This is a genomic window from Bradyrhizobium canariense (assembly GCF_900105125.1).
Lineage (GTDB): Bacteria > Pseudomonadota > Alphaproteobacteria > Rhizobiales > Xanthobacteraceae > Bradyrhizobium > Bradyrhizobium canariense_A.
In genome coordinates this window covers 1,845,406-1,858,511 of sequence record NZ_LT629750.1, presented here as the reverse complement: position 1 = coordinate 1,858,511, position 13,106 = coordinate 1,845,406, and the positions used below count along the sequence as shown (strand labels likewise).

Sequence of the window (13,106 nt, the reverse complement as noted above, 5' to 3'; positions counted from 1 at the left end):
GGGCTTGACCCGGCCATCCACGTCTTTGATGCCTCACAAAAGTTAGACGTGGATGCCCGGGACAAGCCCGGGCATGACGATTTCTTTTAATTCGGCCTACACTCTCGGCATGGCTCTACCTCCCACAAAAAAAGTCGCTGTCATCGGTGCCGGACCTGCGGGGCTGATGGCGGCCGAAGTGCTGGCCAACGGCGGCGCCATCGTCACGGTCTATGATGTGATGCCGTCCGCAGGCCGCAAGTTTTTGATGGCCGGGCGCGGTGGGCTCAATTTGACGCACAGCGAACCGCTTCCGCAATTCCTTGCGCGTTACGGCAACGCGATGCCACACCTCAAGGCCGCAATAGAGACTTTCCCGCCGAGCTCTTTACGCGAATGGAGCGCGGCGTTGGGGCAGCCGACCTTCGTCGGCTCCAGCGGCCGGGTTTTTCCGGAAGCATTCAAGGCTTCGCCCTTGCTGCGGGCATGGTTGCGGCGATTGAACTCGATCGGTGCAGCCTTCGCGTTGCGCCACCGCTGGGCCGGCTGGGACGATGAGGGACGTCTTTCGTTCGAAACCTCCGCCGGAAAACAGACCGTCGATGCAGGTGCAACAGTGCTTGCGCTGGGCGGAGCAAGCTGGCCACGGCTCGGATCGGACGGATCGTGGGCAGGAATACTTGCCGCAAAGGGTGTGATCATCTCGCCGCTGCAGCCAGCCAATTGCGGATTTACCGTCGCCTGGTCCGGCATCTTTCGCGACCGCTTTGAAGGCCAGCCCTTGAAGGGCGTGGAGCTGACGTTTGGCGGGCGCAGGGTGCGCGGCGAGGCCATTATTACCCGTGCCGGCATCGAAGGCGGCGCGATCTACGCGTTATCATCCGATTTGCGCGAGGCGATTGGCCGCGCCGGGGAGGCAACCCTGCATATCGCGTTGCGCCCGGATATGGAGTCACATGACCTGATCGCGCGGTTATCCGCGCCCAGGGGCAAACAATCCCTGGCCAATTTCCTGCGCAAGGCGGCGCATCTGCCGCCAGCCGCCATCGGTCTGTTGCAGGAGGCGGCGAAAGCATCCGGGGTGTCGCTGGCGTCGTTATCGGCGCCGGCTCTGGCCCAATTGATCAATGCGGTTCCGGTCCGGCTCAATGGCACAGCGCCGATCGCGCGCGCGATCTCGACCGCCGGGGGAATATCGTTCGATGAGCTCGATACCGGCTTCATGATCCGCCGCTTGCCCGGAATGTTCGCCGCCGGCGAGATGCTCGACTGGGAAGCGCCGACCGGCGGCTATCTGCTGCAGGCGTCGTTTGCCACGGGAGCCGCGGCGGGACGCGGCGCGCTGAAGTGGTTATCTCGCTAGCGCAGCTTGCCGCGCGCGGCGACCGGCAGCGTGCCGATGATCTCGTCGCCGCGCACCATCACCACTTCGTCCATCATGTTGACGACGACACAAACGTGATTGGGCACGATACGCACGACGTCGCCGACATTGGGACGGGTATTGCTGCGCGTCAGATCAAGAAAACCGTGTTCCTCGGCGAAGCGCGCGATTTTCGCCTCGGGATGTTCGAGGATCAGCCCGTGGCCGTCGAGACCGCCGCCGGTATCTGACGTGAGCGTCTTGGAGCCGGCGTCGAGAATGCCGCGATCCGGTCCGGCGCGGCTCACGACCGTCGAATAGATATTCAGCGCGCAATCATCCCAGCCGGCGACGCCAGCCGCGACCTGCATGCGATCGTTGTAGATGTAGGTGCCGGGCCGATGCTCGGTCGCGCCCTTGAGCTTGCCGACATTCTTCAGGTTCGGTGTCCCGCCGGTCGAGACCATCGTCGGGCCGAGCCCATGGGCGCGCACGCCGGCCAACGCTTCATCGTAGAATTTCTGCGCTTCCGCCCAGCCGGTTTCGGTCGGATACAGCATGAAGCCTGTGAATTGCAGTCCCTTTGACGCCGCGATCTCGCGTGCGAGCGCGATCGCTTCCGCAGGCGTCTCGACCCCGGCACGCTTGCGGCCGGTGTCGCATTCGACCACAACCGACAACGGGCGGCCGGAAATCGCAGCCGCCTGCGGCAGGCCCGCAATGACAACCGAATTGTCGACCGCGACTGTCATATGGGCCTTGGCCTGCAATGCGCCAAGCCGTGTCATTTTCTCTTCGCCGATCAGATTGTAGCTGATCAGGATGTCGTCGATCCCGGCGTCCGCCATCACTTCGGCTTCGCCGAGTTTCTGGCAGGTGATGCCCTTCGCGCCGGCCGCGATCTGCATCTTGGCCAGCATCGGGCTCTTGTGGGTCTTGATGTGCGGCCGGTTGGCGACCCCGGCGGCGTCGCAGGCGGCCTGGATGCGCGCGATGTTTCGTTCGACGCGATCCATGTCGATGACAGCGGCGGGTGTGCCGTAGTCGCGGGCGATTTTGGCGGCGAGGGACGTGGTCATCGTAACTCCGGATCAGGCCTGTTCGATTTCTTCGCGCAGCACTTCAAGTTCCAGCCATTTGTCTTCCGCCTCCTGCAGCTCTTTTTGGGCTTTTGTCAGCGCGTCAGAGGCTTGATCGAATTTCTTGCGATCCTTCTTGTAGAGATTGGGATCGTCAAGGTGCCGCTGCTGTTTGGCGATCTCGGCCTGAAGTTTCGCGATGGTCTTCGGTAGCGTTTCGAGCGCGTGCTTCTCGTTGAAGTTCAGCCGGCGCCTGGCTGTGCCTTGGAGCGGGGTGCCCTTCGTTGCCTTGTTACCTTCGGCGGTGGAAGCTTTCGCCGCCTCGCGTTTCAAATCGGCGCCGCGCTGCGCCAGCATGTCGGTATAGCCGCCGGCATATTCGATCCAGCGGCCGTCGCCCTCAGGCGCGATGACAGAGGTTACGACGCGATCGAGGAAGTCGCGATCATGGCTGATCAGGATGACAGTACCTTCGTAGTCGCCGAGCATTTCCTCCAGCACATCGAGGGTTTCAAGATCGAGATCGTTGGTCGGCTCGTCCAGCACCAGCAGGTTGGACGGCTTTGCCAGCGCGCGGGCAAGCATCAGGCGTCCGCGTTCGCCGCCCGAGAGTACTTCGAGCGGCGTGCGCATCTGCTCCTGTCCGAACAGGAAGTCCTTCATATAGCTGACGACGTGCTTTGGCTTGCCGCCGACCATCACGTGGTCGCTGCGCCCGCCGGTCAAGGCTTCGGCCAGCGTCGATTTTGGATCGAGGCTTTCGCGGTGCTGATCGAGCGTTGCCATTTCGATATTGGCGCCGAACCGGATGGTTCCGCTATCCGGCGGATTCGCGCCAGTCAGCATCTCGATCAGTGTTGTCTTGCCGACGCCGTTCGGTCCGACGATACCGATGCGGTCACCGCGCTGCACGCGGATCGAGAAATCGTCGACGATCTTGCGATCGCCATAGGACCGGCTGATGTTCTTGGCTTCGATGATCAGCTTGCCGGATTTGTCGGCTTCGGCCGCGGCAAGGTTGGCATTCCCGGCAGCGCCGCGATAATCGCGGCGCTGCTCGCGCAGCGCGTACAGATTTCCGAGTCGCTTGACGTTGCGCTTGCGGCGTCCGGAAACGCCGTAGCGCAGCCAGTGTTCTTCGTTGACGATCTTGCGGTCGAGCTTGTGCTGGTCACGCTCTTCTTCCGCCAGCACTTCGTCGCGCCAGGCCTCGAACGCACTAAAGCCGCGGTCGATCTGCCGGATCTGGCCGCGATCGAGCCACGCGGTAGAGCGTGACAGGTTGGACAGAAACCGGCGGTCGTGGCTGATGATGACAAGGGCGCTGCGGCGGCTGCCGAGTTCGCCTTCCAGCCATTCGATGGTGGTGAGATCGAGATGGTTGGTGGGCTCGTCCAGCAGCAGGATATCGGGCGAGGGCGCCAGCACGCGCGCGAGCGCCGCGCGGCGGGCCTCGCCTCCGGATACCTGCGCGGGATCTTCATCGCCGTGCAGGCCGAGTTGCTCCAGGACATAGCGGGCCTGGTAATGGTCGTCGCCGGGCGCAAGGCCCGCTTCGACATAGGCCAGCGTGGTTGCGAAGCCGGCAAAATCCGGCTCCTGCGGCAGATAGCGGACGGTCGCACCGGGTTGCACGAAGCGGCTGCCACTGTCGGGTTCAACCAGACCGGCCGCGATCTTCAGCAGTGTCGATTTGCCGGAGCCGTTGCGGCCGATCAGGCACACGCGCTCGCTCGACGACACCGACAGTTCAACGCCTGACAGCAGCGGCGTGCCGCCGAAGGTCAGCTTGATGTCTTTCAACTGGATCAGAGGAGGCGCCATATTATCAATTCAACTTTGTTTCTGTGCGGGCTGGGTTGCCCGCTGACGCTGGATGCGGCGGATGGTCTGATCGAGCGCCGACAAGAATGACGAGCGGTCACGCGGTGCGAACGACGGGGGTCCGCCGGTGACCCCTCCCGACGACCGCAAATCGGTCATCAGGTTGCGGACCGCTAACGTCATGCCGATCGATTGTTCCGTGAATGGCTTGCCGTTTGGGGCGATCACGTCAGCGCCTGCTTTCACGCAGCGGCTCGCTAGCGGGATATCGGATGTAATGACGATATCGCCCTTTCCGGCGCGTTCCGCAATCCAGTCGTCGGCGGCATCCATCCCGGAACCCGCCGCGATGCGCTCGATCAGGGGATCTTGCGGCACCCGAATGAATTGGCCTGCAACCACGCTGACCGGCAGGCCGTGCCGGATGGCGACGCGATAGATCTCGTCTTTGACCGGGCAGGCGTCGGCATCGACATAGATGCGGGTCGGGTTCGGGCTTGGCGTCATCGGTTGGTTCTGGCCGGGGGGCTGCGAGTGTCGGCGGGTGGTACCCCATGGGCGGCAAAAATGCGAGGAAAACACGCTTCCGGAACACGCTTGCCATGACGACTGCTTTGCGTACGATCATCGCAGGACAAGACCGTCAAATGCAGGGGAATCAGGCGTGACAAGTCAGCTCGAAGCGTACCGCGTGTCGGCCTACAACACGTCAAAACAATCGGAAAACAAGATCCACGACGACGCCGTGGCGCGGCGGTTCGGATTTAGCGGCGGACTGGTGCCGGGCGTCGACGTGATGGCCTACATGATGCACCTGCCGGTCAGGAAATGGGGCCGCGCCTTCCTCGGGCGCGGCTTGATCGAGGCGCGCTTCATCAAGCCGGTCTATGACGGCGAGATCGCCGATGTCACCGGCGAGGAGAGCGATGGCGTGCTCGCGATCGAGGTGGCAAGCCGCGGTGGGCTTTGCGCGACCGGCAGCGCGTCGTTGCCTGCTTCCGCGCCGTTTTTCTCGATGGCCGATTTCACCGAGGTCGCGGCGGTGGCCGAACGCGAGCCGGTGAGTCCGGCCTCGTATGAGATCAGCAAATGGCTTGGCACCCTGCCGCGCGCCTGGGCTGGCGATGCGGCGACGGAATATCTCGCCGATATTCGCGAGACCGATGCGATCTATGCGCGGGAAGGCCTGGGACATCCCGGCCTTCTGCAGCGGGTGATGAACAAGGTGCTGGTCGATAACGCCATCCTGGGGCCGTGGATTCACGTCGGCAGCCGGATGCAGCTTCTTTCCGCCGCGCGCAGCGGCGATGAGCTGACGGCTCGCGCCAAGGTCACCGGCAATTACGAGAAAAAGGGCCACCGTTTCGTCGAGCTCGACGCCCTCGTCGTCGCCAACGGCAAGACGCCGCTGGCACATTGCCAGCACATCGCGATCTATCAGCCGCGCGAGCAGGCCGCGGCGTAGGTTAATCCTACATCGTCATTGCCGGGCTTGACCCGGCGATCCATCGCATTGAGAGTCTTGCGAAGATCGATGGATACGCGGGTCAAGCCCGGGTATGACGAGTGGAGGCCCGTGCCCCGCCTTACGCCGCCTTCGCCTTCTTGGCATCCTGGATCGCGCGCCAGACCCGCTCCGGCGTCAGCGGCATGTCGAGATGCGTGATGCCGTATTCGGACAGCGCATCGACCACTGCATTTACGATGCAGACCAGGCTGCCGGCGCAACCGGCTTCGCCGCACCCCTTAGTGCCCAGCGGATTGGACTTGGCCGGCGAGGGATGATCGCCGACCGCCATGACCGGAACATCTTCCGCGCGCGGCATCGCGTAGTCCATGAACGATCCCGTAATCGGCTGGCCGCTTGAATCGTAGCTGACCTCTTCCATCAGCGCCTGACCAATGCCCTGCGCCACGCCGCCATGGAGCTGGCCCGCGACGATCATCGGGTTGACGATGGTGCCGAAGTCATTGACGCCGGTGTAGCGCACGATGCGCACCACGCCGGTCTCCGGATCGATTTCTACTTCCGCGACATGGCAGCCATTGGGAAAGGTCGAAGGCGTGTCCGTGGTGTTGTGATCGACGTCGAGCGAGGACGGCACATCCTCGGGCAGTTTGTCTTCGCGCATTCGGCGCGACAGTTCCATGATGTCGATGCTGCGGTCGGTGCCGGCGATGGTGAAACGGCCGTTGGCGAATTCGATGTCGCCTTCGGCGGCTTCCATCATATGCGCGGCGGCCTGTTTTCCCTTGGCGATGACCAGCGCGGACGATTCAACGATCGCCTTGCCGGTCGCCGTGATCGAGCGGGAGCCGCCGGTGCCGTTGCCGAAACGCACGAGATCGCTGTCGTTCTGCTCCAGCGTGATCTTGTCAAAGGGCACGCCGAGCTGCGCCGAAAGCACCTGCGCGAACGGCGTGGCATGACCCTGGCCGTAATCGAGCGTGCCCGTCGTGAGCTTGACCGATCCATCCGGTTCGAAGGTGATCTTGCCGAGCTCGCCGCTCGGCGGCGCGGTGACTTCGAGATAGGAGCCGACCGCGATGCCCCGGAGCTTGCCGTTCTTGCGGCTTTCCTTCTTGCGCTTGGCGAAGTTGGCATGGTCGGAAATCTCCAGCGCCTTGTCGAAGACGCCCTGGAAATCGCCGCTGTCGTAGGTGACGCCGGACGCTGCCGCAAACGGCAACTGCGCCGGCTTGATGAAATTGCGCTTGCGCAAGGTGAGCCGGTTGATGCCCATCTCATCGGCGGCTCTATCGATCAGCCGCTCCATGAAATAATTGGCCTCGGGCCGACCGGCGCCGCGATAGGCGCCCATCAGCGTGGTGTTGGTCAGCACCGTCTTGATGTCGACGCTGAGCAGCGGCGTGCGATAGACGCTGGCGAGATTCTTTCCGGTGTTGAGCGACAGCGGTCCCGGTGAGACGCCGCTGATATAGGCGCCGAGATTGCCGTAGCCGTTGAGGCGGACGGCGAGGAACTTGCCTTCGCTGTCGAGCGCAAGCTCGGCATGGATGATCTGGGCGCGGCCCTGGCTGTCCGACAGAAAGCTGGTCGAGCGTTCGTCGGTCCATTTCACCGGGCGGCCCAACGCCTTCGCCGCATGCAGGATGCAGGTGTATTCGGGATAGCTGATGTTCTTCATGCCGAACGAGCCGCCGACATTGGCGGTCAGGATGCGAACCTTCTCGGCCGGGACATTCAAAATCTTGGCGAGCGTGGCCCGGTTTCCCGAGACGCCCTGGGTCGGGACCTGGATCGTGTAGCGCTCGCTGGTCTTGTCGTAGGCGCCGATCGCCACACGCGGTTCCATCGACACCACGGCGACGCGGGTGTTGACGATGTCGAGCTTGGTCACATGGGCGGCGCTGGCGAAGGCCGCATCGATCTTGGCGGCGTCGCCATAGTGATAGTCCAGCGCCACATTGTTGGGGATGTGATCGTAGAGCTGCGGCGCGCCCGGCTTGGCAGCTTCCTCGGCATTGGTCACGGCGGGCAGCGGTTCGATGTCGAGTTCGACCGCTTCCGCGGCGTCACGCGCCTGTGCAAGCGTCTCGGCAACGACGAAAGCCACGGGATCGCCGACGTAACGCACCTTGTCGGTCACAAGCGCCGGGCGGTTGGTCTGCAGCAGCGGCGAGCCGTCGCGGTTCTTCAGCGGCAGGCCGCAGGTGAATGGCCCGTAATTCGCAGCCGCGAGGTCCGTGCCAGTCCAGACGCCGAGCACGCCGGGCATGGTTTTGGCCGCCTGCGTATCGATGCCGCGAATGATCCCGTGGGCGTGGCTGGAGCGCACGATCCAGGCGTAGGTCTGCCCCGTCAGGCTGAAATCATCGGTATATTTGCCCTTGCCCCGCACCAGGGTATCGTCTTCCTTGCGGCGGACCGGTTGCCCGACACCGAATTTTTGCAGTGCGATGGCGTTTTCCAGCGAAGCTGGAGGCGTGTAATCTTGCATGTAAAGGACCTGAATGACCGGCTTTTGCGTAGTTTTTGCGGGATTCCACCCCAGATAAACCAGCCACAGCCGAACGACAACGCCTGATTGGGCATGGTCCTATGGTCACTGTTGCACCCCCGGCGGGCGCTGCTAAAGTTTCCGTGAACGGAAATCCTCGCCGGCCACAACTGGCCGCGGAAAGACAATTTGATGAACGACGACACGCGGCTTCACGACGGCCTTGGGCCGCGCGAGAGCCCGCAAGAATCTGCCGCGGCGGCGGGCCTGGGCCTGCCGGGAGCGGGTCATTCGCTGGCTGCGGGGGCTGGCGTCTATGCCGCGCTGGACCTCGGCACCAACAATTGCCGGCTGCTGATCGCCTGTCCGGTGGGTGACGGATTTCGCGTGGTCGATTCATTCTCCCGGATCATCCGGCTGGGGGAGGGAATCTCGTCGACCGGCAGCATCAGCGAAGCTGCGATCGAACGGGCCATCGCGGCGTTGAGCATTTGCCGCGACAAGATCCAGGCGAGGAAGGCCAAGCGCCTGCGGCTGATCGCAACGGAAGCCTGCCGCGCGGCCTCGAACGCCGAAGGCTTTCAGGACCGTGTCACGGCCGAGACCGGCATCCGGCTCGAGGTGATCGATCGCGAGACCGAGGCTTCGCTCGCGGTTCTCGGCTGCTCGCCGCTGATCGACCAAAGCGGGCGCGGCGCGATCCTGTTCGACATCGGCGGCGGCTCGACCGAACTGGTTCGGATCGAGCGTGACCCGAACGAGCAGGACGCCGCGCCGCGGATCAAGGCCTGGATGTCGATCCCGCTCGGCGTTGTCACCCTGGCGGAGCATTTCGGCGGCAAGGACGTCACCCCGCAATCCTATGCGCAGATGGTGCAGGAGGTTGCCAAACACGTGGCTCCCTTTGCGGCCGAGCACGGCGGCGACCTCGGGGACATGCACTTGCTCGGCACCTCCGGTACCGTGACGACGCTCGCCGGCGTGCATCTCAACCTGGCGCGATACGACCGCCGCCGGATCGACGGCGTCTGGATGAACAATGCCGATATATCGGCGACCATCGCGCGCCTGCTCGGCATGACCTATCAGGAGCGCGCCGACAATAATTGCATCAGCATCGAACGCGCCGATCTGGTGCTGGCGGGCTGCGCCATCCTCGACGCGATCCGCAATGCGTTCCCGTTGCCACGGTTGCGCGTCGCCGATCGAGGCCTGCGCGAGGGAATGCTGGTCGAGATGATGCGTGAGGACGGCGCGCTGAGCGGCTGTCGATAGCCGCATCGGCCCTTGGAGCCTTTTCGATTCTGATGGAATCAGAACCGAGGCTCTATTTCTGTTGTTTTGACGCGTTTTCTTCGCGCGAACCGGAAGCCGCTTCGCTCGAGAACGCTATAGTGTGTTAGAGCCTGACCCGAAAAGGTCGGCATCGGATAAGTAGCATCGATATGGCGAAAGATACCACCGGACGGCTGCATGTCACGGTCAAGAGCGGTGGCAAGCGCAAGCTGTCATCGAAGCTTTGGCTGGAGCGGCAGCTCAACGATCCCTATGTGGCGCAAGCCAAGCGGGACGGCTATCGCTCGCGCGCGGCCTACAAGCTGATCGAAATCGACGACAAGCACCACTTCCTGAAACACGGCATCACCGTGGTCGATCTCGGCGCAGCGCCGGGAGGCTGGAGCCAGATCGCGGCCAAACGGGTCAATGCGGTCAACGGCAACGGCAAGGTCGTCGCGATCGATCTGCTGGAGATGCCGGAGATCGCGGGTGTCACGTTTGCGCAGCTCGATTTTCTGGCGGGCGATGCTCCAGCTAAACTCCTCGAACTGATGGGCGGCCGCGCCGATGTGGTGCTATCCGACATGGCCGCCAACACCACGGGGCATCGCAAAACCGATCAGCTCCGTATCATCGGTCTGGTGGAAACCGCAGCCGCGTTTGCGGCTGATGTGCTCAACCCCGGCGGCACCTTCGTTGCCAAGGTATTTCAGAGCGGCGCCGAGGCTGAGTTGCTGGCGCAGCTGAAACGCGATTTTAGCAGCGTGCGACACGTCAAACCGGCATCGAGCCGGCAGGATTCCTCCGAGCGCTACGTGCTCGCGATGGGGTTTCGTGGTCAGAACTCCGGGTCTGGTTAAGCAGAACCGCGACTTGTTGGGATGTTTGTCGGCGCCCGGACGCCAAACATCAGGGCTTGTTAATGTTCTTGTGCTGGGAAAGTGCGGTCGTGCTTGCGTTGGGGAATGGATAGCTTGAAGCGACGTCTTCGCCATTTCGGATTCGACTTGTTGCCAAAACGGCGTGCCTCTCGGCCACGCCGCGTTTTGGTTGGGACTTTGCTTGGTGCGCTGGCCGGCGCGATCGCTCCCGCTTCGGTTTACGCCGCGAACCAAATCGCGCCGCAGCCGGAGCCGTCCGTCACCGCGGCGGCAGCTTCCGAGGCCAAGCCCGCAGAACAACCGGAGCCGTCGGAACCCGCGAACGCGCAGACCCCCAAGCCTGAGCCAGCGCCTTCGTTCAGGGCGGCCGTTCGTGCCATGGTCGAGCAGGAAGTCCGGAAAACCGGCCTGCCGGCGGATATCGCCGATGCGGTGGTGCACGTGGAGAGCAACTACGATCCTTCCGTGATCGGTGGCGTTGGCGAGATCGGCCTGATGCAGATCAGGCCAAGCACGGCGGCGATGCTCGGGTTCAAGGGCAGTCTTGACGAGCTCGCAAAACCGGAAGTCAACATTCACTACGGTGTCATCTATCTGAGCAAGGCTTGGCGCCTTGCCAACGGCGATCTTTGTCGCGCCTTGATGAAGTATCGCGCCGGTCATGGCGAGGAAATCATGACCCCGCTCTCTGTGAATTACTGCCGTCGGGCGCGAAGCCATCTTGCTGCCCTGGGCTCACCTTTCGCGACGGCAGGAGCGAGCGAGCCTGTCATTGTGCCGGCTTCGACACCGTCGCCTGCACCCAATTCTCCGAAGCTGGCGTTGAATTCACCGAAGGACGTCTACGCGCGATACAAGCAAGGCACGGCCGCGGCCAGCCGGGCTTTCTGGGTCGCTCGCGAAGCCCGCGTCCGAGCGATCAACGCACAGCTCGAAGCCAGATGGCGCCGAGTGGCGTCGCGCTGACAGAGACGAAACGGGCACGGTTTGCCGCCGATCGGTTCGGGTCTCGCCGCGTACCATCACGATCTGGGCCATCACCCCAGGCGCTGATCGCGGGCATTGGCGGTTTCGGTCGCGGCGGTTTCCTCCGGTTCGGCGTCGCGCTCGGGCGGGGACACCACGACCACGCCGCGCCCCGACACCTGATGACCGGCATCGGCTGGCATTTCGTAAAAGAAATACGCCGACAGCGTCGAGATAACAGCCACCACCATGAAGGCCGGCGCGAACAAGCTCGCATTGAGCTCGCTCACATGATGGAACCACATCGTCAATTCCACCGAGGCCGCGCCGACGGCGACGCCGGCGGAAACGGCCAGTTGCTGGTTGACGCTGACCAGCGTGGTGGCGCGGCTCATCAGGTCCGGCTCGACTTCCGCATAGGCCAGCGTGTTGATGGCGGTGAATTGCAGCGAGCGGAAAAAGCCGCCAACCACCAGCAGGATCATGATCAGAAGCAGCGGCGTCGCGACCGTGAACAGCGCGCAGGCCGCAAGGAAGATCGAACTCACGACCGCATTGATGGTCATGACGTTGCGAAAGCCGAAGGTGCGGATGATGCGCGCCGCCAGCGTCTTCATGCCCATGGCTCCAACCGCCGAGGCAAACGTGACGAGCCCCGAGCGAAGCGGCGACAGGCCGAATCCGACCTGCATCAACAGCGGCAGCAGGAATGGCAGCGAGCCGATGCCGAGGCGGAACATGAAGCCGCCGATGATGCTGGCGCGCATCGTCGGCAGCCGCAGCAGCGCAAAGTCCAGTACCGGCGAAGCGGTTCGCCGCGCGTGGATCACGTAGAGCGTCATCGAGATACAGCCGATCGCGACCAGCGCAATCACAACGGGCCAGGGCAGCAGATTGAGGCCCGCGACCGAAAGGCCGAACGCTATTCCGCCAAGCCCGATCCCGGCCAGCACCAGCCCGTAAAGATCGAAACGCTCGGGATTCTCGACGCGGATCGGATCGATGTAGCGCAGCGCCATGAAGATGCCGAGCAGGCCGATCGGAATGTTGATCAGAAAGATCCAGTGCCAGGTCAGATAGGTCGTGATGAAACCGCCAAGCGGCGGACCGATCACCGGGCCGATTAGCGCCGGCACTGTCACCCACGCCATCGCATTCACCAAGGCGCTTTTGTCGATCGAGCGCAGCAGCACCAGCCGCCCGACCGGCGTCATCATCGCGCCGCCCAGACCTTGCACGATGCGCGCGATCACGAAATCGGTGACGGAAGAGGACAGCGCGCAGCCGATCGATCCCATGATGAAGACGGCGACAGCCACACTGAAGACCGTCCGCGGCCCGAACCGATCGGCGGTCCAGCCGCTCGCCGGAATGAAAACCGCCAGCGCCAGCAGATACGAGGTGATGGCAAGTTTCAGCGTCAGCGGGCTGCTGCCGATGTCTGCTGCGATTGCCGGAAGCGAGGTCGCGATAACGGTCGAATCCATGTTCTCCATGAACAAGGCGGTGGCCACGATCAGCGGGATCAAACGTTCTTTGTTCATTGAGATTTCGGGGGAGCCGGAGAGGAGGGGGAGCATGCGCTGTACCACCCCATTGCCGCGCAAGCTATTGCAGAAGCCCGAAAATCACCTAAATCCTCGGTAACACCACCGTCAGCGACAAGTCGGCCCGGCCTACCGCCGGATGGTTAGCGCTGCGGCGGATGAATGCGGTGCGGGGCACACGAAAAGCCTGTGCATGGCTGGCAAACGCTTTGATTTAGCCGCCTGCC

10 protein-coding genes are annotated in these 13,106 nt (G+C 63.2%); 5 read left to right on the top strand and 5 right to left on the bottom strand.

From position 1 onward, the window contains the following. Positions 1–73: 73 nt before the first annotated feature. Positions 74–1,342 (top strand): TIGR03862 family flavoprotein, encoded by a 1,269-nt coding sequence (locus BLV09_RS09135; RefSeq protein ID WP_244549012.1) that lies wholly within the window; start codon positions 74–76, stop codon positions 1,340–1,342. Here BLV09_RS09135 and BLV09_RS09130 read toward each other — a convergent pair. Genes BLV09_RS09130 through BLV09_RS09120 form a run of 3 tightly spaced genes read right to left on the bottom strand, consistent with a single transcriptional unit; the run spans position 1,339 to position 4,752 of the window. Further along, the gene (locus tag BLV09_RS09130) at positions 1,339–2,421 is read right to left on the bottom strand and encodes a D-TA family PLP-dependent enzyme (RefSeq protein ID WP_146687051.1); all 1,083 of its coding nucleotides are present in this window, start codon (positions 2,419–2,421) and stop codon (positions 1,339–1,341) included. The genes BLV09_RS09135 and BLV09_RS09130 overlap by 4 nt on opposite strands. 12 nt (positions 2,422–2,433) lie before the next feature. Further along, entirely contained in the window at positions 2,434–4,245 is a 1,812-nt protein-coding gene (locus tag BLV09_RS09125; protein WP_146687050.1) for an ABC-F family ATP-binding cassette domain-containing protein, read from the bottom strand. Between the two features lie 9 nt (positions 4,246–4,254). Further along, the gene (locus BLV09_RS09120) at positions 4,255–4,752 is read right to left on the bottom strand and encodes a YaiI/YqxD family protein (protein WP_146687049.1); all 498 of its coding nucleotides are present in this window, start codon (positions 4,750–4,752) and stop codon (positions 4,255–4,257) included. Between the two features lie 157 nt (positions 4,753–4,909). On the opposite strand from BLV09_RS09120, the gene BLV09_RS09115 reads away from it, so the two are divergent. After that, positions 4,910–5,710, top strand: a complete 801-nt coding sequence (locus BLV09_RS09115; RefSeq protein ID WP_146687048.1) for a hypothetical protein — start codon at positions 4,910–4,912, stop codon at positions 5,708–5,710. A gap of 121 nt (positions 5,711–5,831) precedes the next feature. Here BLV09_RS09115 and BLV09_RS09110 read toward each other — a convergent pair whose 3' ends face one another. Then, complete coding sequence (locus BLV09_RS09110; protein WP_146687047.1) at positions 5,832–8,207, bottom strand: xanthine dehydrogenase family protein molybdopterin-binding subunit; 2,376 nt, start codon at positions 8,205–8,207, stop codon at positions 5,832–5,834. A gap of 192 nt (positions 8,208–8,399) precedes the next feature. Here BLV09_RS09110 and BLV09_RS09105 point away from each other — a divergent pair, with 192 nt between their 5' ends. The 3 genes from BLV09_RS09105 to BLV09_RS09095 all read left to right on the top strand — a co-directional run bounded on the left by BLV09_RS09105 (position 8,400) and on the right by BLV09_RS09095 (position 11,332). Further along, positions 8,400–9,482, top strand: coding sequence for a Ppx/GppA phosphatase family protein (locus BLV09_RS09105; RefSeq protein WP_146687046.1), 1,083 nt, complete (start codon positions 8,400–8,402; stop codon positions 9,480–9,482). Between the two features lie 170 nt (positions 9,483–9,652). After that, entirely contained in the window at positions 9,653–10,345 is a 693-nt protein-coding gene (locus tag BLV09_RS09100) for an RlmE family RNA methyltransferase (RefSeq protein WP_100381332.1), read from the top strand. Positions 10,346–10,543: 198 nt separating this feature from the next. Then, the gene (locus BLV09_RS09095) at positions 10,544–11,332 is read left to right on the top strand and encodes a lytic transglycosylase domain-containing protein (protein ID WP_244549011.1); all 789 of its coding nucleotides are present in this window, start codon (positions 10,544–10,546) and stop codon (positions 11,330–11,332) included. A gap of 71 nt (positions 11,333–11,403) precedes the next feature. On the opposite strand, the gene BLV09_RS09090 is transcribed toward BLV09_RS09095, so the two are convergent. Next, positions 11,404–12,876, bottom strand: coding sequence for a DHA2 family efflux MFS transporter permease subunit (locus BLV09_RS09090; RefSeq protein ID WP_146687044.1), 1,473 nt, complete (start codon positions 12,874–12,876; stop codon positions 11,404–11,406). Positions 12,877–13,106 lie beyond the last annotated feature (230 nt).

What these genes read in the sequence shown, in the direction of transcription:
- BLV09_RS09110 (WP_146687047.1), bottom strand. Translation starts at nt 8,207, where the DNA reads ATGCAAGATTACACGCCTCCAGCTTCGCTGGAAAACGCCATCGCACTG.
- BLV09_RS09100 (WP_100381332.1), top strand. Translation starts at nt 9,653, where the DNA reads ATGGCGAAAGATACCACCGGACGGCTGCATGTCACGGTCAAGAGCGGT.
- BLV09_RS09090 (WP_146687044.1), bottom strand. Translation starts at nt 12,876, where the DNA reads ATGAACAAAGAACGTTTGATCCCGCTGATCGTGGCCACCGCCTTGTTC.
- BLV09_RS09125 (WP_146687050.1), bottom strand. Translation starts at nt 4,245, where the DNA reads ATGGCGCCTCCTCTGATCCAGTTGAAAGACATCAAGCTGACCTTCGGC.
- BLV09_RS09130 (WP_146687051.1), bottom strand. Translation starts at nt 2,421, where the DNA reads ATGACCACGTCCCTCGCCGCCAAAATCGCCCGCGACTACGGCACACCC.
- BLV09_RS09135 (WP_244549012.1), top strand. Translation starts at nt 74, where the DNA reads ATGACGATTTCTTTTAATTCGGCCTACACTCTCGGCATGGCTCTACCT.
- BLV09_RS09120 (WP_146687049.1), bottom strand. Translation starts at nt 4,752, where the DNA reads ATGACGCCAAGCCCGAACCCGACCCGCATCTATGTCGATGCCGACGCC.
- BLV09_RS09105 (WP_146687046.1), top strand. Translation starts at nt 8,400, where the DNA reads ATGAACGACGACACGCGGCTTCACGACGGCCTTGGGCCGCGCGAGAGC.